5 protein-coding genes are annotated in these 26,006 nt (G+C 57.5%); all 5 read left to right on the top strand.

Features of this window, described 5'->3' with window-relative positions:
* Positions 1-76 precede the first annotated feature (76 nt).
* Complete coding sequence (locus ACFFK0_RS26265) at positions 77-253, top strand: hypothetical protein (protein WP_377473542.1); 177 nt, start codon at positions 77-79, stop codon at positions 251-253.
* A gap of 1,198 nt (positions 254-1,451) precedes the next feature.
* Positions 1,452-3,620, top strand: a complete 2,169-nt coding sequence (locus ACFFK0_RS26260) for a non-ribosomal peptide synthetase (protein ID WP_377473540.1) — start codon at positions 1,452-1,454, stop codon at positions 3,618-3,620.
* A gap of 35 nt (positions 3,621-3,655) precedes the next feature.
* Positions 3,656-4,627 carry a 2,3-diaminopropionate biosynthesis protein SbnA gene (gene sbnA, locus ACFFK0_RS26255; RefSeq protein ID WP_377473538.1) on the top strand — a complete coding sequence of 324 codons (972 nt, stop codon included), beginning with the start codon at positions 3,656-3,658 and terminating at the stop codon, positions 4,625-4,627.
* Positions 4,628-4,642: 15 nt separating this feature from the next.
* On the top strand, positions 4,643-5,614 hold the full coding sequence (sbnB, locus tag ACFFK0_RS26250; RefSeq protein WP_377473536.1) for a 2,3-diaminopropionate biosynthesis protein SbnB: 972 nt from the start codon (positions 4,643-4,645) through the stop codon (positions 5,612-5,614).
* A 37-nt stretch (positions 5,615-5,651) separates the two neighbouring features.
* On the top strand, positions 5,652-25,991 hold the full coding sequence (locus ACFFK0_RS26245) for a non-ribosomal peptide synthase/polyketide synthase (RefSeq protein WP_377473535.1): 20,340 nt from the start codon (positions 5,652-5,654) through the stop codon (positions 25,989-25,991).
* The last annotated feature ends 15 nt before the right edge of the window (positions 25,992-26,006 follow it).

Raw genomic sequence — 26,006 nt, 5'->3', positions numbered from 1 at the left:
TTTTTACATTTGAATGATTAGAATATAATAATAATAAAGCGTCATATAGAGAATACGCTGCGGAGGATACCATACTATGTCCCAATCTTACTTACTAGACATTGAAGAAGTCGTTGCGCTACTAGGGATCGATCCGGTCAGCTTCGAGCATTGGAAAGCTTGTAACGTGGCAGTAGAACGGCGAATGTTTGTGCAAGAGCTCGTATCGCCTCAAGAAAAAATAGATCGCATTGAACAGTCCGGGTCTCCGTAAAGACCCGGACTTTCGGTTTTCATAGGGGACCCGTAATGTTTGCTGTGAGCTCGTACGGCACGTCATTGCATATTTGACTTGAAAACGGCTAGCGGGAAAATATACCTCTAATTCGCGGCGTTTTGCCGATTTGCGTCATCTTGGCGGAAAAGCTCCATCTAATTTTAGGCAGCTTCGCTGTTTTGGCAGTTTGCCGGTGAATTAGGCGGAGCTTTTCCCGCTATAGATCAGAAAACCGGGCTTCGGGGGAAAATAAGCAGAGAAATTCCATCTAGTCATCATGCTTCATACGCAGCAGGACGATACCATGAAGAAGGTCAGAGAAGCTCCAGCTGTAGCTGCGGATCGCGGGTCCGAGGCGAACCGCTTTCTTGAACGACGGAAAGAATTCTGCGAATAAGTGACCAACGCGCAAAAATGTTTTTTTCCACGAACTGTCCATCCGATTGATTCGTGTTTATCGGCAATTTCGGCGGGTGGTTGATCAATAAGACGATTTATGTAAATTTACATTTAACACAATTTACACTTTGTGCAACCGATAATCAGTCCTATGAGGGGTAACGCGGAAGACAGCCGTCTACTGTTGTCTGTCTTTTTTGTAATCCAGATTACGGAAATTATGGTGCTGCCGTCCTATAGACGAAATTACCAAAATCCACTTATCTGGTACTTTTTGTATATTTTTTCATGGGTGTCTTTCCGCATCTTCGTTTGTGTGATACCATCTGTACCGACATAAATCGGGGGTGGGACAGTTAAGGCGTTTAAGAATTTGTTAACTTGAAAATCCGTGAAATAAATTTACAATTCATACAAAATATCTTAATAATATCCTCTGCAATTATTTTAAAATGCGATAACATTGCGTTAAAGTTTAGCAGTTACCTTAGAATGAGATTCGATTTCGGCGCTGGTCGGTGGCTCGCGGGCCAAGTCCCGTTGTTCTCATTCTCATGAACATACGCCATTTTCGCGAGTATTCGACAACGAATTTCCATTGGCAATGGATATCATCTTTTTTATGGAAATATGTCAATATTTTCCGAATGTAATATTGGCGTCACCATCGCGCAGCTTATGCTCCTGCATGCCAACCTCAAGCTTCATCACCTTTCGCATTTTACTTCCCAGAACTGCACAACAATACCGTAAGCTTGTCCGGAACCAAAAAATTGTCGTAGTGGAGGATCGTTTGATGATACAGAAGTCTATGCTGCATTCGTCGCTGCTGAACAAGGAAACGTACTGGAAGCATTCCGTAGGAGAGCGTTCGTTCGAGGAAGTTGAATTCTCGATTGAGGCATCTGTCAGCCGCCGTTTGAACGAATGGCCAGCTCAAGAGTCTTATTCCGTGGATACGGTGATTCACGCAGTTTGGAGCTTGCTGCTATCCCGATATGAGGACGCCGAGGAGGTCTCTTTCGAGTCTCTCGTATGGGGACCGGCTTTTCCTAACCCGATTGCCATGCACATCTCCGTGAACGAATCGGCAACTTTCGGCACACTGCTGCATATGATTCAGGATCAGTTCCGTCAGGCGTCCGTGCAAGGGAGTGGCATGGCGGACACCGAACGGACCTTGGAGCGTTCTCCTTGCGATTTTCATATTGTGACAACCGCCGTACAAGAGCAGTGGATGATTAAGCTGCTTTACGACGCATCGGTGTATGAACAAAGTGTTGTTCAGCGGATTGCGGGACATTTCGGCGTTGTGCTCGAGGCGGTGGCCGGAAACCCGGATACGGATTTAAGCGGCATCGACATCTTGACGGCAGACGAACGGCGCCAATTGAACGGCTACAACCAAGCCGTGTTCGAATTCGACAAGGAGCGCTCGATCCATCATTTGTTCGAAGAGCAGGCGGCGCTTCGTCCGGATGAGGTCGCGATCACGTGCGACGGCATCCGTCTTACATACGATGAGGTAAACCGGAATGCGAACCGGATCGCCCATTGGCTGATCGGCAGAGGCGTCGGCAGCGAGCAGCTGGTGGCGATCCTGATGCATCGTCAGCCACGGATGGCGGAGTGCATCCTTGCCGTCTGGAAGGCCGGCGCAGCTTACGTGCCGCTCGATCCGGCCTACCCGCCGGAAAGGATCAAGAGCATCGTTGCGGATTCCGGCTGCGTGATGGTGCTGACCGACTCCGGCATCTTGGAATCGCTGGGCTCGCCGGCAACCGAGCTTGCTTGCCCGGCAGCGAATTTGGATGAATTGCAGGCTGAGCTGTACGGCTGCAGCGAACACAATCCGAACGTTCATATCGATCTTCATCAGCTTTCTTATGTCATCTACACATCCGGTTCAACCGGCAAGCCGAAAGGCGCCATGGTCGAGCACATCGGGATGATGAACCATCTGTATGCAAAAATTAACGATCTGCGCATAACACCGGACAGTGTCGTCGTGCAAAATGCTTCGCACTGCTTCGACATTTCCGTCTGGCAGTTTTTTGCGGCACTGGCGGCGGGCGGTACGACGGCGATTTATCCGAACGACTTGGCTGCGGATCCGGACTCGCTGATCGATGCGGTGATTGAGGACGAAGTGACGGTGCTGGAGGTCGTTCCATCCTACCTGTCGGTCATGCTGGAGTTCCTGGAGTCGGACTTCCGGGAATTCCCGGATCTCGAGGTGCTGGTCGTTACCGGAGAAGCGCTCAAGCGCAACGTCGTCAAGCGCTGGTTCGATCTGTATCCGTCCATTCCTGTCGTCAATGCGTACGGACCGACCGAGTGCTCGGATGATATTACGCATCACATCATGCATGAAGTTCCCGAGCTGGATACGATACCGGTCGGTAAGCCGGTTCACAACTTCCACATTTACATCGTCGACAAACAGATGCGTTTATGCCCTCCCGGGGTGAAGGGCGAGATTTGCGTGTCCGGCATCGGCGTCGGACGCGGATATTTGAACGATCCGTCGCGGACGGAAGCGGTATTCATGAACGATCCGTTCTCGGAGCAGCCGAATCGCCGTCTGTATAAGACGGGAGACCTGGGACGCTGGCTGCCTGACGGGACGATTGAGTTTTTCGGCCGGAAGGACCACCAGGTGAAAATTCGCGGATTCCGTGTCGAGCTCGGAGAAATCGAGAACAAGCTGGTCGAGCATCCGGATGTGAATGAGGCGATCGTGCTCGATCTGGAGGATGAGATCGGCGCCAAATATTTGTGCGCATATATCGTCGGCCGAATAGGCCTTGATCCGGCAAGCGTCAAAGCCCATGTTACCCAGCTGCTGCCTTACTATATGGTCCCGGCTCAAATCATCCAGCTGGCCAAGATGCCGGTTACGCCGAACGGTAAAGTCGACCGGAAGGCGTTGTCGAAGCCGGGCTCGGTGTTGGAGCTCGTCTAAGCGAAAATTCGAGGGAAGAATCGAGGGAAGCAAGGATGGAGAAACGATCGATATTGGATAACGTCGGCAATACGCCTGTCGTGAAGCTGGAGCCTACGGACCTTGATCATATCCGGCTCTACGCAAAGATGGAGTCGTACAATCCGACCGGCAGCGTGAAGGACCGGGCAGCATCCTACATGCTGCGAACCTTGCTCGAGAGCGGCGAGATTAATCAAGAGACGGTTATCATTGAATCGTCCTCAGGTAATTTCGGCGTCGCTCTGTCTTCCTACTGCAAGCATCTCGGCTTGCCGTTCTACTGCGTTGTCGATCCGAACATTTCGCCGGAGAACGAGATGATCATCGAGCGGCTCAGCGCGAAGATGATTAAGGTTACGATTCCGGACGCAAGCGGCGGGTATTTGCTGACGAGAATCGAGAAGGTCAAAGAGCTCAAGCAATCGATCGTGAATTCGTATTGGATTAATCAATACGGGAACCCCCTTAATGCGGCGGCATATTACCATACGCTTGCGGCAGAGCTGTGCAGCCATTTTGACCGAATCGATTACTTGTTTATGGGCGTCAGCTCGGGGGGGACGATATCGGGTACGTCGCGCCGGGTGAAAGAGCAGTTTCCGAACTGTAAAGTCATTGCGGTCGATATGGTCGGCTCGGTCATCTTCGGCGGCAAACCGCAGAAGCGTCATATCCCGGGAATCGGCTCCAGCATGACCCCGGACATTTTGAAGACGGCAAAGATCGACGAAGTCATTCTGGTCGACGAAGCGTCCACGATCTTATCGTGCCATGAGCTGCTGCAGAACGAATTGATTTACGCCGGAGGCTCATCCGGTTCGGTGTACAGTGCGGTTAAACAATATTTCAGCGGCCGCAGGGTGACCGGGGAGCCGAATGTCGTCATGGTATTCCCGGACCGGGGCGAACGATATTACAGCACCATCTATAATCCGGATTGGTATATGTCTTTCGTTGAACCGAAGAAAACTCTAGAGCTGATCTAAAAAGGAGAGCTGAAGATGTTATATCTAAACGAAACTCATGTGAAACAGCTGGGTGTAGAGTGGAACGATACGATCGCGACGATCGGGACGGCCGTACGGTGCTTGGCGGAGGAAGATTATGCACAGCCGGTAAAGCCGTATTTGCGTTATAAAGACAAGACGAATCGGATTATTGCGATGCCGGCTTACGTCGGCGGCGATATTCAATCGGCCGGCATCAAGTGGATTGCCAGCTTTCCGAAAAACATCGACCGCGGCCTGCCACGGGCAAGCTCGGTCATGATTCTTAACGATGTCGAAACCGGACAGCCGGTCGGAGTACTCAATACGGCATTGCTCAGCGTCATCCGCACCGCTTCGGTCAGCGGACTCATGATCAAGCATTTTGTTGCGGCAAGACCGAGAGCTTCGTACAAAGTCGGCATTATCGGCTTTGGACCGATCGGGCAATATCATGCGAAGATGTGCCAGGCGGTGCTCGGCAGCAAGCTGAGCGAAATGGTGCTGTTCGACATTCGGGGCATCGACGTCGCTGCTGCGGACCTTCAGGACAAAGAGCGCGTACGTGCCGTTCAGACGTGGCAGGAGGCTTATGCCGACGCCGACATTTTCATTACGTGTACGGTTTCTTCCAAGCCTTATATTAACGAAGCGCCGAAACCGGGCTCTTTGCAGCTTAACGTCTCCCTGCGCGACTACGAAGCAGAGGCGATATATCCGTTCGTGCAGCGTTCCATTATCGTCGATGATTGGGAAGAAGTGTGCCGGGAAAAGACGGACATCGAAATGATGCATCTGCAAGCCGGCTTGCAGAAGGAACAGACGAAGTCGATCGTCGACGTCGTGATCGGCGATTGCATGCGCCAATATGATGCCGATGCGCCGATTATGTTCAATCCGATGGGCATGGCTTCGTTCGATATCGCAATCGGCAGCATGTACGCCCGGCAGGCTGTCGCCAAAGGAATAGGACAACTGCTCGACTGAAAGCCTGACTAAGAGAGACTATGGTGGAGGGAAACTGATGTACAGCTCATCGACAGTGACATATCCGTTAACCGACGCGCAGAAGAGAATTTGGTATACGGAAAATTTTTACCCGGGACTCGGTATTACGACCATTGGGGGAACGGTGCGCATCAAGACCGAGCAGCCTTTCGACACGGAGTTGATGAGACAGGCGATTCAGCACTATGTGCGGCTTCATGATACGGCCAGGTTGCGCATGTTGTACGAACCGGGCAGCGAGCCGAAGCAGTACGTGGCGCCTTACCGCCCGTTCCATATCGACATCGTGGACATGACAGGCAGCGGCGAAAGGGAGCTGGAGGCGTGGGCGGACGAAGAGTTCCGCAAGCCGATGCCGTTCTACGATGCCGACTTGTTCGAGTTCAAGATTGCCCGGGTCGGTGAGTTTGAAGGCTGGTATATCATCAAAATGAACCATACGGTGTCGGACGCGACAGGCATGGTACTGGCGAACAGCGAGATTCTCGATATTTACGTGGATCTGATCGCAGGCAAAGGGGAGCCGGAAGGACCTCGTCCTTCCTACGTGGAGTACATACAGATCGATGAGCAATATAGGACGTCGGACCGTTACCAGAAGGACAAGCAGTTCTGGAACGAAAAGTTCGCCACGATTCCGGAGTTTACTTCCTTAAAGCCGGCGGACAGCTACAATATTCGAACGGAAGCGGAGCGGGAATTGTTTGCCGTTCCGCAGGAGCTGGAGCAGCGGATCAGGGCATTTTGCCAGGAACATAACCTGGGGATATTGACGTTGTTCTTGGCGGTTCTGTACACGTACTGCTATAGGCTTACCGGCCATCAGGATTTGGTGCTCGGCACCTTCTTCGCGAACCGGACGAATGCCAAAGAGAAGCAGTTGCCCGGCATGTTCGTCAGTACGACGCCGATGCGCGTGCTGCTGGAGCCGGAAGCGGATTTCATATCGTTTGCCCGGAACGTGTTCAAAGAGCAAATGCTCGTGCTTCGTCATCAGAAGTATCCTTACAACAGTATACTGAACGATATTAAAACGAGAAGACCGGACGTCAACTCGTTGTTTGGCTTGACGCTGGAATATGTGGTGATGGGCTGGCAGGAAAAGGACGGCATGTCGTACGTGGCGCAGCAGCATTTTGTCGGCCACGAAATCAATGATTTGGCCGTTTCGGTCAAGGATCGCTACGATACCGGCGAGCTCCAAATCGCGATCGACTACCGGAAGGAAATGTTCTCGAGCGAGGACATTCATCGGATTTGCCGCCATCTGCTGATGCTGGTTGAGGACGCCGTCGTTCATCCGGACAAGAAGCTGGCGGAGCTGGAGCTGTGCCCGCCGGAGGAAAAGCGTCTCATCCTCGAGCAATTCAATGCCACGGATGCGGACATGGAGCCGGGACTTACGACAATCGCAGCATTTGAGAGGCAAGTAGAGCGCGTACCGGAGCGGATTGCCGTAAAATGCGGCGATGCGCGTGTGACATACCGGGAGCTGAATGAGCGTGCGAACCGGTTAGCTCGGGCTCTTGCCGCACGAGGCGTCGGCCGTGACGACCGGGTTGCGATTTTGCTTGACCGCAAGCCCCTCATGGTCGAATGCATCTTGGCGATTTGGAAGGCCGGCGGCGCTTATGTGCCGGTCGATCCGGAATATCCGCAGCAGCGTATTCTGGACATGATCTCCGATTCGGGGGCGCGCGTCGTGCTGACGGAATCGGGGTTTGTGACCGGAGAGCTTAAGGATGCGCTTTCCGCATGCGAATTTTATGAATTGGATTTGGCGGCTGCGGAGCTGGAGCAGCTGTCTGCAGCAAATTTAGATGTGGTTGTCGCTCCCGAACAGCTTGCCTATATGATCTATACGTCAGGCTCAACCGGCAAGCCGAAGGGCGCCATGCTCGAGCATGCCGGCATGCTGAATCATATCGATGCGATGGTGGAAGAGCTGTGCATGGACGAGTGGTGCGTCATGGCGCAGAACGCCCCGCATTGCTTCGATATTTCCGTATGGCAGTTCGTTACGGCACTCACGCTCGGCGGAACTACGGCAATTTATCCGAATGAGCTGATTTTGAATCCGCGAGCGTTCATCGCCGAAGTGGAGCAGGACGGCGTTACCGTCCTGGAGGTCGTCGTGTCGTTCATGGCGGCGCTGCTGGAGATGGAGCTTGATGTGAAGCTGTCCGCTTTGCGTTATTTACTCGTTACGGGCGAAGCCGCCAAGCCGCATCTGGTGCGTCGTTGGTTCGAGCGGTATACGCATGTCAAAGTGGTCAATGCATACGGACCTACGGAAGCCTGCGACGATATTACGCTTCATATTTTGGACCGTGCACCGGAGAGCGAAGTGATGCCGATCGGCAAGCCGGTTCGCAATTTGAAGGTGTATGTGGTCGACGAACGGATGAACCTGATGCCGATCGGCGTTGTCGGCGAGCTGTGCGTTTCCGGCATCGGCGTCGGACGCGGCTATATGAACGATCCGGAGAAAACGGCGAAAGCGTTCCGGGAAGACCCGTTCCGCCAGGAACGCGGCGTTCGTCTGTACAAAACGGGCGACTTGGCCCGCTGGCTGCCGGACGGAACGCTGGAGTATATGGGACGAATCGATCATCAGGTGAAAATTCGCGGACACCGGATCGAGTGCGGCGATATTGAAGCGCGGTTGATGAAGCACGAGGCGATTAAAGAAACGTTGGTCATCGATCGTACCGATGACGGCGGCAATAAATACTTGTGCGCTTATTTGACGGGCGCTCGCGAGCTCAGCCCGGCTGAGCTGCGGGAATTTGTGGCGGCAGAGCTGCCGAACTATATGGTTCCGTCTTATTTTATCCAGCTGGAAGCATTTCCATTGACGCCGAACGGCAAGATCGACCGCCGGGCGCTGCCGGTGCCGGATCATACGGCCGGCGGCTCGGCCACCGAATACGCAGCTCCGCGTACGGAGCTCGAGCATAAGCTGGCGGCTATTTGGCAAAGCGTGCTTGGCGTCGATCGCGTCGGGGTGCATGATCATTATTTTGAGCTGGGCGGCGATTCGCTGAAGGCAATGCTCATTATGGCCGGCATCTATAAGCAGTTTGGCGTCGAGCTTCCGCTACGCGAGCTGTTCGAGAAGCTGACCGTAGCTGGATTGGCCGGATCTTTGGAGCGCATTCTGCAGGACCCGGGAACGAATCGGTACGAGCCGATCGCACCGGTTGAGAGGCAGGAGCTGTATCCCGTTTCCTCCGCGCAGAAACGGATGTATTTGCTCAATTTGATGGAGGATGAAAGCTCGCTCGCTTATAACATGCCGGGCATGATAGCCATCGACGGGCCGCTCGAGATCGACCGATTAAACGGCGCCATGCAGGCGCTTGTGAACCGTCACGAGTCGCTGCGCACATCGTTCGTGATGGTGGACGGCGTTCCGTTCCAGAAAGTGCATGACCAAGCAGAGCTGGACATTCCTTATATTGAAGCGACAGAGGAGCAGCTGCGGGGAATCTCCGATTCGTTTATCCGGCCGTTCGATTTGACCGTCGCTCCGCTGCTTCGGCTGCAGCTCGTCAAGCTGGGCGAAGAGCGGCATAGCTTATTCATCGACATGCATCACATCATTTCCGACGGTGTATCGGTTCAAATGTTCCTTCAGCAATTCAGCGCCTTGTACCGGGGGCTGGAGCTGCCGGAGCTTAAGGTTCAGTACAAAGAATATTCCGCTTGGCATAACCGTCTGCTCGAAAGCGACGCACTGCGCGAGCAGGAAGCGTACTGGCTGAAGCAATTTGCCGGCGAGCTGCCTGTGCTGGATTTGCCTACCGATAATCCGCGACCGCCGATGCAAAGCTTCGAGGGGGACCGGTTCTGGTTCCATGCGGGCGCAGAGCTTACGGAAGCGGTGCGGCAGGCGGCGGCCAAGACGGGCACGACGACGTATATGGTGCTGCTGGCGGCATATCAGGTGCTGCTGCACAAATATACTTCGCAGGAAGATATCGTTGTCGGCACTCCGATTGCCGGGCGTACGCATCCGGATACGGAAGGCATCTTCGGGATGTTCGTGAATTCGCTGGCGGTTCGGGCGTTTCCAAAGCCGGAGTTGACGTTCGCCGAGTTCGTACAAAATATCAAGGGAACGTTGTTCGAAGCGTACGAGCGCCAGGAGTATCCGCTGGATGTGTTGATCGAGAGGCTCGACCTCGGGCGCGATACGAGCCGTAACCCGCTGTTCGATACCATGTTCGTGCACTTGGCGAACGATATTGTCGATATCGAGTTCGACGGACTGAAATTCAAAATTCATGAATTGGATGAAGGTATTTCCAAATTTGACTTATTGATAGAAGCGTTGGAATGGACCGACAATATCCGTTTCAAATTGCAGTTCTGTACGGCCCTGTTCCGTAAAGAGACGATGGATCGGCTTGCTGTGCATTATGTGAATGTGCTGCGGGCGGTAACGATGGATCCGAATGTGACCCTGGGCTCCATCGACATGCTGGCTCCGGAAGAGAAGGAGCAGATGCTGGATCAAGCTCGGGCCGCATCGGCCGAAGCTCCAAGTACCGCTTCGATCGTGCCGGTGTTTGAGCGGCTCGCTGCCGCTGAACCGAATCGTCCGGCTATCGTTTGCGACGGGATTGAATGGACTTACGGCAGCCTGAACGACAGAGCCAATCGGCTGGCCAAGACGTTAAGCAACCATGTGCCGGGGCATGGCGGCGTCGCCGTTCTGCTTGCCGACGAGTCAGCGGAGACATTCATCGGTCTGCTTGCGATTCTGAAGGCGGGATTGATCGCGGCGCCGATAGCCGCATCGTCGTCAGCCGACTTTGTGAGCAGCGTGCTTCAAGATTGCGGCGCTCAAGCGGTGCTCGGTAAAGGCATAGAGGCGGCGGTCCATGCAGATGCGTTCTTCGGTATCGCGGTCGATTTACGCAACGAGGATATGTTTGCTGCCGACGGCGGCTCACTGCCTGCGATCGGCAACCCTGACGATGCCGCCTTGTTGATGTACGGAGCACAAGGCCGTGATTTTGCCGGCTTGATGCTGACTCATCGTCAAGTTTTGGCACGGCTACGGATGGATGAAGGTTCCATTACGTTCGGTGCGGATGACGTCTGGACGGTTCTGCATAAGCCGGACTTTGAGCTTTCGCTGTGGGAATGGTTCGGCGCTCTGCTGACGGGAGGCAAGCTGGTTCTCGCACCAACGCTCGCGTTGAACCGGACTGCGGAGTCGATTCTTGCGCTGCTCGCTGCCGAAGCCGTAACGGTCGTCTGCTTGACGCCGTCGGAATGGCGGGAGCTCGTCCGCTTGGAAGCGCCGAATGGAGCCGAAAGCGGGTTGCGTCTTCGTAACGTGCTGGTTGGCGGCGAGCCGGTCCGGCCGTTCAAGCTGCGCGCCTCGGCAGGGCGCTTTGCCGGCATCAAGGTAACGGCGCTGTATGGACTTCCGGAGGCGTGCGGCTGCGTCGCTTATTCGGGCTTCGGCGATGCTATTGCTGAAATACGGCAATCGTCGTCCGCCATTTTCGTAGTGGACCGGAATGCGCAGCTTGTGCCTTATGGAGTCGCCGGCGAGCTGGTACTCGGCGGCGACACGGTAGGAACGGGATATTGGAATCGTCCGGAGCTGACGGAGCAGCGTTTCGTTACGAACCCGTTCACCGGGGAAACCCGTTTGTATCGAACCGGTGTATGGGCGAAGCGTTCGGCACTCGGAGAAATTTACGTGCTAGGCGATGTCGGTCAGCTGGTGTACGATCGCAGCTGTGTTGTAGACTTGGGCGCCGTCGAGGCGGCGTTGGCGGACGTTCCGGGTGTTGCGGATGCAGTGGTGCTTGCCGCTCAAGACGGGCAGGGAATGTCGTTATCGGCTTACTATGTCGGTGAAACGGATTTGGATGAAGCCGACCTGCGCGACCGATTGGCGGAGCGCTTGCCGGCGCACCTCGTACCGGCGGTATGGGTACGCTTAGAGCGTTTGCCGTTGACGGCGGACGGCAAGCTAGCCGTCGATTTGCTTTCGGCTCCGCTTGCAGCTCCGGCGGCTGTTGAAGCCGGCCATTCGGTTTCGCTTACGGAAACGGAAAAGCGGCTTGCCGCCATCTGGAAAGAGATTCTCGGTACGGCCGAGCTCGGCCCTCACGACGACTTCTTCCGCAGCGGCGGTCACTCGCTTAGCGCGGCGACTCTGGCCGCACGAATCTTGAAGGAATTCAAGACAAAAATTCCGCTGCGAACGATTTTTAAAAACTCTACGATCGCAGAGCTGGCCGCTCGCATTGACGAGAAGTCCGGAACCGCCGCTCCGCGCGAACGGGAGAAGACGGAAGCTCGAGCGACGGCAGCGGAGGCTTCCAATATCGGCGGCGGAGAAGCGCCGCTTACCGATAATAAAATTCGTCCTGCGGCGGTTCAGGCTGCATATCCGCTATCTTCCGCTCAGAAGCGCTTGTTCGTGCTCGATCGGCTGGAAGGGGCAGGAACGGCTTACAACATACCTGCGGCGATGATGCTGGAAGGAGCGATAGACGCCGTACGGCTGCAGCGTGCTTTTGTCAGCTTGATTCAGCGTCATGAGTCGCTGCGGACCTCGTTCAAGCTGGTTGACGGCGAGCCGCGGCAGCTTGTTCGGGATGAGGCCGAATTTGCTCTTGAAATCGGCGAGACGAGCGAAGAGCTTGTCAACGTAGCGATCGACCGCTTCGTACGCCCGTTCGATCTTGGCCAAGCGCCGCTCATCAGAGTCGGCTTAGTCAAGGTTACCGATCGGACGAATCGGCATGTGCTGCTGGTCGATATGCATCATATCGTGTCCGACGGCATCTCCATCGCTCTGATTGTCAGTGAGCTGATGCGTCTGTATGCCGGTGAAACGCTGCCGCCGCTTGAGCTGCAGTACAAGGATTATGCCGTATGGCAGCGAAGCTGGACGACTTCCGATGACTGCCGCAATCAGGAGCGGGTTTGGGCGGAGATGCTGTCCGGCGAGCTTCCGGTGCTCGAGCTGCCTTATGATTACCAGCGCCCGCCGGTGCAAAGCTTCGAAGGCGATATGCTGACGGCAGGCATTGACGACGAATTGCGTGCCGCCCTGAACCGTCTTGCCGCACAAAGCGGAGCGACGCTGTATATGGTGATGCTCGCCGCATATCAAGTGCTGCTTGCTCGTTATTCGCGTCAGGAGGACATTATCGTCGGTACTCCGGTAGCCGGCCGTCCGGGTGAAGAAACCGCCGGCATCGTCGGCATGTTCGTCAATACGCTGCCGATTCGCAGCCAGCCGGAAAGCGGATTGACCTTCCAGGCGTTCTTGGAGCAGGTCAAGGAGCGTACGCTGCTGGCGTTCGAGCATCAGCAGGTCCCGTTCGAGGACTTGCTCGAGAAGCTCAACGTCCGCCGCGATCTTAGCCGCAATCCGTTGTTCGATACGATGTTCAGCTTGAACAATATCGAGATGGAGAAGCTGGAGTTTGCAGGTGTGAACTGCACCCCGTATCCGGTTCAGGAGAAGATCGCCAAGGCGGATCTGTCGCTGGACGTTAGAGAGACAGAGCAAGGCCTGCATCTCGTGTTGGAATATTGCACGAAGCTGTTCCGCAGGGAGAGCGCCGAACGGATGCTGAACCACTACGTGGAAGTGCTCCGCTCGGTGACGGCTGATCCGACGGTAGAGCTGGGCGCCGTCGAGTTGATGACGGAGCAGGAGAAGCGGCAAATTGTGGAAAGCTTCAATGCGACGGCCGGCGAATACCCTCAAGATAAAACCGTGCATCGTCTCATTGAAGAACAAGCGGAGCGTACACCCGATGCCATTGCGGTCGCCTTTGGCGACGCCAGCTTGACTTATGCGGAGCTTAACGGGCAGGCTAACCGGCTGGCCCGCAAGCTGAGAGCGTATGGAGTCGGTGCGGATCGTCTCGTCGGGCTGATGCTGCCGCGCAGCGAGCGGATGCTCGTCGCCCTGCTGGCCGTACTTAAAGCAGGCGGAGCCTACGTGCCGATCGATCCGGAATATCCCGCCGACCGGATTGCGCTGATGCTGGAGGACAGCGACGCTCAGGTGCTGCTCACATGCAGGGCGCTGGAAGGCGCGGCCGATTATAGCCGTCCAATCGTTTATGTGGATGATCCGGGTTCGTATGCGGACGATGCATCGCAGCTGGAGGAGGCTTCTCAAGCCGGTCACTTGGCATATGTGATTTATACGTCGGGTTCGACGGGAAGGCCGAAGGGCGTCATGCTGGAGCACCGTACGGTCAACAATTTCATTCATGCGATGCAGCGTACGTTTGAGTTCGAGCCGGGCGTTTCTATGCTTTGTTTGACGACGATTTCGTTTGATATTTTCGTATTGGAGACGCTGTATGCATTAAGCTTCGGTTTACGCGTCGTCATGGCGTCGGAAGCCGAGCAGCGGGATCCGCAGCTGCTGGCCCAGCTTGTGCGCCGCGAACGCATCGATGTCATGCAGACGACACCGTCGCGTATGCAGCTGATTCGCGACAGCGCAGAAGGACTGGCATGCTTGGCGGGGCTGCGCGCCGTTCTCGTCGGCGGCGAGGCGTTCCCTCGTCTGCTGCTCGCCGACCTGAAGCGGGCGACCCGCGCCCGCATCTACAATATGTACGGCCCTACGGAAACGACGGTCTGGTCCATGGTTAAGGACTTGACGGACGAAGAGCATATCAATATCGGGTATCCGATTCTGAATACGCAAGTGTATATCGTGAACGAACGGCTGCAGCTTCTGCCGGTCGGCGTGCCGGGCGAGCTGGTGATCGCCGGCGACGGCTTGGCGCGCGGCTACAAGGACCGCGAGGAACTGACCGCGGAGAAGTTCGCTCCGAATCCGTTCCGGCCGGGGACGAAGCTGTACCGGACCGGCGACCTGGCCCGCTGGCTTCCGGACGGCAGCCTGGAATACATCGGACGCAGCGATTATCAGGTGAAGGTGCGCGGCTACCGGATCGAGCTCGGCGAGCTGGAGGCGGTATTGGCGCTTCACCCGCAGATGAAGCAGTCCGCCGTGATCGACCGTACCGATGCCCAGGGCAACAAATATTTGTGCGCGTATGTGGTTACCGAAACGCCGGAGGCGGCATCGGAGCTGCGTAAATTTATGGCGGACCGGCTCCCGGCGTACATGGTGCCTTCTTACTTCATCGAGCTTGCCGACATGCCGCTGACACCGAACGGGAAAGTGAACCGCAAGGCGCTGCCGGAGCTGTCGATGACGGCGGCGATCGGCACAGCCGAATACGTTGAGCCCCGGACAGCGCTGGAGAAGGCGGTAGCGCAGCTCTGGCAGGACGCGCTGCAGGTGCAGCGCGTCGGTGCGCTCGATCACTTCTTCGAGCTCGGCGGTCATTCGCTGAAGGCGATGTCGCTGCTGGCGAAGACGAATGCGCAATTCGGCGTCGACGTGCCGCTGCGCACGCTGTTCGAGACGCCGACCGTCGAAGCGATGAGCGCTTATATCGAAGCTGCATTGGCCGGCAGCGGACAGCAGACTGCCGATGCGCCGATCCGAAGCGAAGCGAAGCGGGATTATTATCCGTTATCGTCGGCACAGAAACGGATTTACATTTTACAGCAATTTGAGGGGAACGAAAGCACGAGCTACAACATGCCTGACGCGATGTGGATCTCGGGGACGGTGGACACGGCACGTCTGGAAGCTGCGTTCCGCGAGCTGATCCGCCGCCATGCATCGCTGCGCACCTCGTTTACGGCGATCGACGGGGAGGCCGTGCAGGTCGTGCATGAAGAGCGGGATATCCCGTTCGCCATCGAATACCGGGAATGCGATGAGAACGAAGCGGTTCGTGCGCTGGCTGACTTTGTCCGTCCGTTCGATCTTGCCGCCGCTCCGCTGTTGCGTGTGGGCTTGGCGAAGGTTGGCGGGCAGCGGTGCTTGCTCATGGTCGATATGCACCATATCGTCACGGACGGCTCGTCGATTCGCATCCTGCTCGAAGAGTTTGCGATGCTGTACCGCGGTTTGGCGCTTCCGGAGCTGCCGGTACAATATACCGATTATGCGATTTGGTCGAACGACCGTATGCAATCGTTGCGCATGGAGGCGATGGAAGCGTATTGGCTCGACCGGCTTTCCGGAGACATCCCGGTGCTGATGCTGCCGACCGATTATGCGAGACCTGCCGTGCAAAGCTTCGATGGCGACCGCATCTCCTTCTCGGCCTCGCCGGAGCTGTTCGGGAAGCTGCAGCGGATTGGCGCCGCAACCGGTACAACGACCTACATGGTTCTGTTAGCTGCCTTCTATGCGCTCCTGCACAAATATTCCGGCCAATCCGATATCGTCGTCGGCACACCGGTGGCGGGACGTACGAGCGCAGCCGTTCAGCAGCTGATCGGCATGTTCGTCGGAACGCTCGCGCTCCGTGCCCGCCCGGAGGCCGGCATGAGCTTCCGCGACTTGCTGCTGCAGGTGCGAGAGCTTTCGCTTGAAGCGCTGGAGCATCAGGAATATCCGTTTGAGCAGCTGATCGACAAGCTGGCGATCCGGCGTGATTTGAGCCGCAATCCGCTGTTTGATGTGATGTTCAGCCATCAGGCGGCCGCGCAGGCGGAAATGGCTTTCGACGGTCTTGTCTTCTCGCCTTGCGCCTTGGATAACAAGACGGCGAAGTTCGACCTGTCGCTGGACGCCTACGAGTCGGAAACGCACTTGACGTTCGAACTGGAATATGCGACGAAGCTGTTCAGCCGGGCCACGGCGGAAAGCGTGGCCGAGCATTATGTCCAGCTGCTTGAAGCGGTCGCAGCCGATCCGCAGCTGAGGTTAATGGACATCGACATGCTGACGGAAAAAGAGAAGCGCCGTCTCCTCGTCGAGTTTAACGATACGAAGCGGTCTTACCCGCAGGATGCGACGTTCCATCGCGCCTTCGAAGCGCAGGCGGCGCGTACGCCGAATCTGGCTGCGGTGACGGCAGGCGGCGTTACGCTGACTTATGAAGAGCTGAACCGCCGCGCCAATGCGCTGGCTCATGTGCTCCGCAGCAAGGGAGTTGGGCCGGATCGGATCGTCGGCGTGATGATCGGCCGTTCCGTCGAGATGATTACGGCTGCTCTTGCGGTCATGAAGGCCGGGGGCGCCTACTTGCCGATCGACCCGGAATATCCGCGCGACCGGATCGAATATTTGCTGGAGGACAGCCGGAGCTCGTGGCTCGTTACGGAGCGCGCACTGCTTCCCGCCGCTACCTTCCAGGGCGACATCGTTGTTCTGGAGGATGCGCTCGCAGCCGGAGAGGCTGAAGAGAACGTAACGGCGGGCGATGAGGCTGCTCCTCATCACTTGGCCTATATCATCTATACGTCGGGGACGACCGGCAAGCCGAAGGGCGTCATGATCGAGCATCGTCAGTACATGAACGTGGCGTATGCCTGGAAGGAGCAGTACGAGCTGGAGAAGTTCCCGGTACGGCTGCTGCAGATGGCCAGCTTCTCGTTCGACGTGTTCGCCGGCGATATGGCACGCGCGCTCTTGAACGGCGGCCAGCTGATCGTTTGTCCGAACGATGTGAAGCTCGACCCCGTATCGCTGTATGAGCTTATCCGCAGCTGCGAAATCAATATTTTCGAATCGACGCCTGCGCTGATTGCGCCGCTCATGCAGCACATATATGAGCAAGGCTTGGATGTTTCCTTCCTGAGATTGCTGATTCTCGGCTCGGACAGCTGTCCTGTCGAGGAGTTCCGCAAGCTGCTGAACCGCTTCGGCGGGCAAATGCGGATCATTAACAGCTATGGGGTGACAGAGGCGGCGATCGATTCGAGCTATTACGAGGAATCGGTCGACGCGCTGCCAGCGGCGGGCAGCACGCCGATCGGCAAGCCATTGCCGAACATGGCCTACTATGTGCTTGACACGGCAGGCAAGCTGGCGCCGATCGGCATTGCCGGCGAGCTGCACATCGGCGGGGCCGGCGTCGCCCGCGGCTATTGGGGCCGGGAAGAGCTGACGGCCGACAAATTTATTGCGAACCCGTATATCGAAGGGGATCGTCTGTACCGGACCGGTGACCTGGCGAAGTGGATGCCGGACGGAAACATGCTGTTCCTCGGCCGGGACGACCATCAAGTGAAGGTGCGCGGCTACCGGATCGAGCTCGGTGAAATCGAAGCGCGGCTGCTGCAGCATCCGGACATCCGCGAAGCGGTTGTCGTCGCACGGGAGGGTGCCGATGCCGACAAATATTTGTGCGCGTATATCGTTGCAGCCAGACAGCCGACGTTCCAAGAGCTGCAGGCGCATTTGGCGGAGGCGCTGCCGTCCTACATGGTGCCGTCTCATCTGGTCGTACTGGAGCGGATGCCGCTGACACCGAACGGGAAAATCGACCGCAGAGCGCTGCCGGAGCCGGCGGGACTTCAGCTGAAGGCGACGGCCTATGCCGCGCCGGCAACGGAAACGGAAAAGCGGCTCGTCGAGGTGCTGGAAGCGGTGTTGGGTACGACAGGCATCGGTGTAAACGACGATTTCTTCCAGCTGGGCGGGCATTCGTTGAAGGCCATGTCACTCGTATCGCACGTACACAAGGCGTTTGGCGTGGCGCTGCCGCTGCGACTCGTCTTCGAAGCGCCGACTGCAGCGCAAATGGCGCGGTTCATCGACGAGGAGACGGGAGCCGCTGCTCCATTCGCCGCGATTCTGCCGATCGAAGCCCGCGAATCGTATGAGCTGTCGTCGGCACAGAAGCGACTGTATATTTTGAATCAAATCGAAGGCGCAGGAACGAGCTACAACATGCCGGATTCCATGCTGCTGGAAGGACCTGTAAATCCGTCGAAGGTGGAAGCGGCCTTCCGGGCGCTGATCCGCCGCCATGAGTCGCTGCGCACATCGTTCCATATGGAAAATGGGGAACCGGTACAGCGTGTGCATCCGGATACTTCATTCCAGCTGGAGGTTGCGGAAGGTTATGACGCCGATCCGGCACAGCTGGAGCGTCTGGCCGACGAGTTCGTTCGCCCGTTCGACCTTAGCCGTGCGCCGCTCCTCCGTGTAGGGCTGGTGAAGCTCGCGGAAGACCGGCACCTGTTCCTGTTCGATATGCATCATATCGTTTCCGACGGCGTATCGATGAGCATTATCGTGAACGAATTCGCCGCCTTGTACGCCGATGCCGAGCTGCCTGAGCTGAGCGTGCAGTACAAAGATTTTGCAGCTTGGCAGAACGGTTTGTTCACATCGGACTATTTGCGGAAGCAGGAAGCGTACTGGCTGGAGCAGCTGTCAGAAGACTTGCCGGTGCTGGACCTGCCGACCGATTACCCGCGGCCGTCGATTCAAAGCTTCGAAGGAGCGCGTCTTTCGTTCGGTACGGGCTCGGAGCTGCGCGATCAGCTGAATCGCCTCGCGGCCGATACCGGAACGACGCTGTACATGGTGCTTCTGTCCGTCTATAACGTATTGCTGTCCAAATACAGCGGTCAAACGGACCTGATTGTCGGCACGCCGACGGCAGGGCGGTCGCATGCGGATTTGGGCGGCATCGTCGGGATGTTCGTCAACACGCTTGCGATTCGCACGCAGATGGATGAACGGATGACGTTCCGTGAATTGCTTGCCGTTGTGAAAGGCCGTCTGCTCGGCGCATACGAGCATCAAGATTATCCGTTCGAGCTGCTGGTGGAGAAGCTGGGCGTCACGCGCGATCTGAGCCGCAATCCGGTGTTCGACACGATGTTTATTTTGCAAAATACCGATGAACAGCCGTTCCAGCTGGAAGGCGTCACGTTCCGCCCGTTCGAAACCGAGCAGGTTATGACGAAGTTCGATTTGACGCTTGAGGCAACGGAGACGGAGGAAGGCATCGAATTTGTGCTCGAATACGCGACAAAGCTGTTCGGCAAAGCGACAGTAGCCCGTATGTCCCGCCAGCTTATGCAGCTTATCCGGGCCGTAACCGGGCAGCCTGACGCGAGCATTGCCTCGCTGAGCCTGCTGTCGGAAGAAGAGGTACGCCAGCTGACCGTCTCCTTCAATCAAACGGCAACGGTGCCGCCAGCCACGGAGCTGCTGCACGGGCTCATCGAGGAGCGCGTGCGCCTCGCGCCGGAGCTCCCGGCGATCGTCTTCGGCGGTATGACGCTGACCTACCGGGAATGGAACGAGCGTGCGAACCGTCTTGCGACCACGCTCCGCACGAACGGCGCCGGTCCGGAACGGATCGTGGCCGTACTGGCGAACCGCTCCGCCGATATGGCGGTCGCGCTGCTGGCGGTGCTAAAGTCCGGAGCGGCCTATGTGCCGATCGATCCTGATTATCCGCAGGAGCGGATCGAGTATATGCTGGCGGACAGCAGAGCGGATATATTGCTTACGCAAACCGGGATTAGCTCGGCGGCGACGTTCGGCGGCATCACGTTCAGGCTGGACGACGCGGATTCCTACACCGGAGACGGCGCTGATCTTGAGCATATCAACAGGCCGGCGGACCTTGCCTATGTCATCTACACGTCGGGAACGACGGGGCGCCCGAAGGGCGTTATGATCGAGCACCGCAGCATCGTCAATACGATCGTTTGGCGCTGTGACGAGTACGGCTTTGCTCCGGGCGACCGGGTATTGCAGCTGCTGTCCTACGCCTTCGACGCCTTCGTCGGCAGCTTCTTCGCTCCGATGGCGGCCGGCGCGGCTTCGGTAATCGTCCGCGACGATGAAGCCAAAGATCCGGTAGCGCTGAAGCGGTACGTTGCGACGGAACGAATTACACATTTCAGCGCGGTGCCGAGCTTATACGGCGCACTGCTCGATATGCTCAGCCCGGAAGAGGCGCAGCCGCTCAAGGCGGTGACGCTTGGCGGGGAGAAGGTACCTCCGGCATTGATCGCCAAAAGTGCGGCGCTCAATCCTCAGCTGAAGCTGCATAATGAATACGGTCCGACGGAAAGCAGCGTCGTTACGACGATCTTGAGCGGTCTTGACGCCGGCAAGCCGGTGACGATCGGCTCGCCGATTGCGAATACGCGCGTATACATCGTGGACAGCTCGATGCAGCTGCAGCCGATCGGAGTCCGCGGCGAGCTGTGCATCGCAGGTCGCGGTCTTGCCAGAGGGTATCTGAATCAGCCGGAGCTGACGGCGGACAAATTCGTGCCTTGTCCGTGGGAGCCGGGCGAGCTGATGTACCGTACCGGCGACTTGGCCCGCTGGCTGCAGGACGGGACGATCGATTTTGTCGGACGTGTCGACCACCAGGTGAAAATCCGCGGCTATCGGATCGAGCTCGGGGAAATTGAGGCAAGTTTGCTGCAGCAGGATGAAGTGAAAGAAGCCGTTGTACTGGCTCGCAGCGACTATAGCAGCAGCGGCACGTACTTGAGCGCGTACCTTGTCATGGAGGCTGGAGCGGTTGTGCCGCAAGACCTGCAGTCGAGATTGGCGCGCCAGCTGCCGGCTTACATGATCCCTTCCTATTTCATCGTGCTGGAGAAGCTTCCGCTAACTCCGAACGGTAAGCTCGACACGAAGGCGCTGCCGGCTCCGGATCCGGAGCTGATGGGACAGCGCGATTACGCTCCTCCGGAAGACGAGCTTGAGGCGAAGCTGGCCGGATTGCTCGAAGAGCTGCTGCGTGACGTTATGGCCGCTGAACGAGTCGGCATGACGGACAATTTCTTCGCGCTCGGCGGCCATTCGCTGAAGGCAATGATGCTCGTATCGCAGCTGTACCGGGAGTTCCAGGTGGAGGTGCCGCTTCGCACAGTATTCGAAACGGCGACGATTCGCGACCTGGCCGCATACATCCGATCCGCAGCGGCGGCGGCAGGAGATCTCTCTCTGCGCCCTGCACCTGAAGCGGAGTACTACCCGCTTTCTTCCGCCCAGATGAGGCTGTTCGTTCTCGATCAGCTGGAAGGAGCGGGCACCGGATACAATATGCCGGGCGTTCTGCGCCTGACCGGTACGCTGGATCGCGGCAAGCTGGAGTCGGTATTCGTCCGGCTGATCCGCCGCCACGAATCGCTGCGCACATCGTTCCATTCAGTGGATGCACAGCCGATGCAGCGGGTACATGCCGATGCGGAGCTGACGTTCGAATGGATGGAATCGTCCGAAGCTGACGCGCTTCAGCTGATCGAGCAGTTCGTTAGACCGTTCGACCTCGCACAGGCGCCGCTGCTGCGCGTCGGTGCCATCCGTCTGACCGACCGGGCTGAGGAGCACCTCTTGCTGTTCGATATGCACCATATCGTATCCGACGGTGTGTCGATGAGCGTGCTCATCCGTGAATTCGTGCAGCTGTACCGCGGCGACGCGCTCGGAGAGCTTGAAGTGCAGTATAAGGACTTCGCCGTATGGCAGCAGCAGCTGTTCCAATCCGAAACGATGCGCAAACACGAAGCGTTCTGGCTGGACCGTTTCGGCGACGAGCTGCCAGTGCTGGACTTGTCGACCGACGCGCCGCGACCGGCCGTCCGCAGTCTGGAGGGCGCGTATTACGCCTTCGGCGCCGATGCGGAGCTGCTGCGCTGTTTGAACAAACTCGCTGCCGATACAGGTTCGACGCTGTTTATGGTGCTGCTAGCGGTTTACAAGGTGCTGCTATCGAAATATACGAACCAAACCGATGTCGTCGTCGGTACGCCGATTTCCGGGCGTACGCATGCCGATACGCTCAACCTGATCGGCATGTTCGTCAATACGCTGCCGATGCGCAGCCGTCCGGAAAGCGGCAAGACGTTCCTTGAGTTCCTGGAGGAAGTCAAACGGGGAGCCTACGAAGCTTACGAGCATCAGGATTATCCGTTCGAGACGCTGGTCGAGAAGCTGCAGCTTCATCGCGATTTGAGCCGGAACCCGTTGTTCGATACGGTATTCATTTTGCAAAATATGGACCGTGAAGCGGTCGTGCTGGATGGTCTGACCGTACAGCCGTACGACTACGAAAACGCCGTCTCGAAGTTCGATCTGACGCTGATGGCGATTGAGGAAGAAGGAAGGCTGGCGCTGAGCTGGGAGTACAGTACGGCGTTGTTCCGCGCAGAAACGATGGCCAGAATGGCCGGCCACTACGTACAGCTGCTGCGGGAGGCGGTATCGGATCCGACGCGGGCGCTAGCCGAAATCGATATGCTTAGCCCTCAGGAAAAGCAGCAGCTGCTGAACGATTTCAATGCGACCGGTACGATCGACACGCCGTCCGAAACGCTGCACGGATTGTTCGAGCTGCAGGCGGCGGCGGTGCCGGAGCAAACGGCGCTCGCGCTTGGTTCGGAGCGGATGACGTACGGACAGCTGAACGAGCGAGCGAACCGGCTCGCCAGAACGCTTCGGGACCGCGGCGTGAAGCCGGAATGCGTCGTGGGCGTCATGGCGCACCGTTCGTTCGACATGATCGTCGGCATGCTGGCCGTGCTGAAGGCAGGCGGCGCGTATATGCCGATCGATCCGGCTTACCCGGCCGATCGCATCGCGTACATGCTGGACAACAGCGAAGCGGAATTCGTGCTGGCGCAAGCGGAGCTGATCCCGGCCGATGCCGAATCGACGGCGATCTGGCTGGATTTGGCCGACGAGTCTCTGTATGCGGGAGATGGAGCCGATCTTGCGCCGGCAAGCGGTCCGGATCACCTGGCTTATATCATCTATACGTCGGGTACGACCGGCAAGCCGAAGGGCGTTATGATCGAGCACCGCAGCATCGCCCGCAATATTTGGTGGCGTAAGGAAGAATACGGCTTAACGACGGCAGACAGCGTGCTGCAGCTGTTCTCGTTTGCCTTCGACGGCTTCGTTACATCGTTCTACACGCCGATTGTGGCCGGCTCCACCGTCGTCCTGTTAGGCGAAGACGACGCGAAGAACCCGGTGTCGATCAAGGACAGCATCGTCCGTCATGGCGTTACGCATTTCATCTCCGTACCGAGCTTGTATGCGGGTGTGCTGGAGTGCATGAGCGAGCAGGATGCGGCTTCGCTGCGGATCGTTACGCTGGCAGGCGAGAAAGTAACGAATAATGTGGTTGCCCTGAGCAAAGCGGTTCGCGCCGGCGTGGAAATCGTCAACGAGTACGGACCGACGGAAAGCAGCGTTGTGGCGACGATCGAACGCGACCTGCAGCCTGACGGCACCATTACGATCGGCCGTCCGATTCAAGGCACGAACATTTACATTCTCGGCGCGGACGGACAGCCGGCTCCGGTCGGCGTAGCCGGAGAGCTGTGCATTGCCGGCAGCGGCCTGGCCCGCGGCTATGCGCAGCTGCCGGACATGACGGCGGAACGGTTCGTCCGCAATCCGTTCGAGCCGGAAGCCCGGATGTACCGGACCGGCGATGCCGCACGCTGGCTCCCGGACGGCCGGATCGACTATATCGGCCGTATCGACCACCAGGTAAAGGTGCGCGGCTACCGGATCGAGCTGGGCGAGATTGAAGGCGCACTGCTTCGCCAGACAGGAGTAAAAGAAGCGGTCGTACTCGCATTGGACGATCATCGCCAGCAGAAATACTTGTGTGCTTACGTGACCGCCGACGGGCAAGTCGATGCTGCAGCTGTTAAGGCATCGCTTGGCTCCGTTCTTCCGGAATACATGGTGCCGGCGTTCATTGTTCAGCTGGAGCGTTTGCCGGTAACGCCGAACGGCAAGGTGGACCGCCGGGCTTTGCCGGCGCCGGACCGCGGCAGTGTGACGGACGCAGCGGCGTACGAAGCGCCGGCCAGCGAACGCGAGCACGTGCTTGCCGGGATCTGGCAGGATGTGCTCGGCATCGAGCGGATCGGTACGCAGGACCATTTCTTCCACCTTGGCGGCGACTCGATCAAAGCGATTCAGGTTGCGGCCAGGCTGAACAAATACGGTCTGCGTCTCGAGGTCCGCGACTTGTTCCGCTACCCGACGATCGCCGAGCTGAGTCCGAGGCTGCAGGCCGCCCAGCGGACGATCGAGCAGGGGCCGGTCGAAGGCGAAGCACCGCTTACGCCGATTCAGCGCTGGTTCTTCGAACGGCAGTTTACGGATATGCACTATTGGAATCAAGCGGAGCTCATCTACAGCAAGAGTCCGCTGAGCGAAGCGTCGCTGCGTCAAGCTTTCCGCAAGCTCACCGAGCATCATGATGCGCTGCGGATGAGATTCGCGATGCACGAAGGCGTTGTACGGCAAATCAATGCGGGCGCTGCCGAAGGGGAGCATTTTACACTGGACGTTATTGAGCTTCACGGCCGTTCCGAGGAACAAGTGCGGCAATCGATCGCACGGCATTCTGCGGCAATTCAAGAAGATATGGATTTGGCGCACGGGCCGCTCGTCAAGCTCGGTCTATTCCGGACCGAAGAAGGCGACCACCTGCTGATCGCAATTCATCATCTGGTTGTCGACGGCGTCTCGTGGCGCATTCTGTTCGAGGATTTCGCGGACGCCTACAGACAAGCGGAAGAAGGCAAGCCAGCTGAAGATATCGCGCTGCCGGCCAAGACCGATTCGTACCGTTACTGGGCTCAGCAGCTGGCTGAGTATGCGGCGAGCGACAGACTGCGGCAAGAAGCGGAATATTGGAGCAAGCTGAGCGACCGGCCGGTCGCCGCTCTGCCGAAGGATCATGCCGCGGGCTGCAATCTCGTCAAGCATATGCGTTCGATCGAGCGGCAGCTGTCTTCGGAAGCGACGGACCAGCTGCTGAAGGATGCGAATACCGCGTACCGGACGGAAATCAACGACTTGCTCATGACCGCGTTGGGGCTTGCCCTGAAGGATTGGAGCGGAAGCGCGCTGCATGCCGTCAATCTGGAGGGACACGGCCGCGAGCCGTTTACCGAGCAGGTGGACATTACGCGAACCGTCGGCTGGTTTACGTCCCAGTATCCGGTCGTCCTCGATATGGAGAAAACGGACGATCTCGGGTATACGATCAAGCTGACCAAGGAATCGCTGCGGCGTATTCCGAACAAGGGCGTCGGCTACGGGATTTTGAAGTATATGACGCGTGAGCTGGAAGGCATGGAGCTGACTCCGGAAATCTCCTTTAACTACTTGGGGCAATTCGACAGCCGCAGCGGCAATAGCGAAGACGGCGACGGAGCTATGCGGCCTTCCGCGTACGATGCAGGCTTGCCGTTCAGCTTAGAATCGGAGCGTCCGGCGCCGCTGGACGTCACCGGAATCGTTGCGGACGGCGTACTGAAGCTGGCGCTCCATTACAACGGATTGGAGTATGAGGCTTCGACGGCGGAAGCGCTGATCGAGCGCTTCATGGCCCGTCTGCTGGACGTCATCGGGCACTGCCTACGCCAAGAGACGTCGGAGCTGACGCCGAGCGATTTGGGCGATGACGATCTGACCCTCGAAGAGCTGGACAGCTTGCTCGAATCGATAGAACTGTAAATAATCAAGGCCAAC

The sequence above is a fragment of the Paenibacillus chartarius genome (assembly GCF_042432825.1).
Taxonomy (GTDB): Bacteria; Bacillota; Bacilli; order Paenibacillales; family NBRC-103111; genus Gordoniibacillus; species Gordoniibacillus chartarius.
Note: the sequence above shows the minus strand (reverse complement) of the source record. Positions and strands in the feature narration are given on the sequence as shown.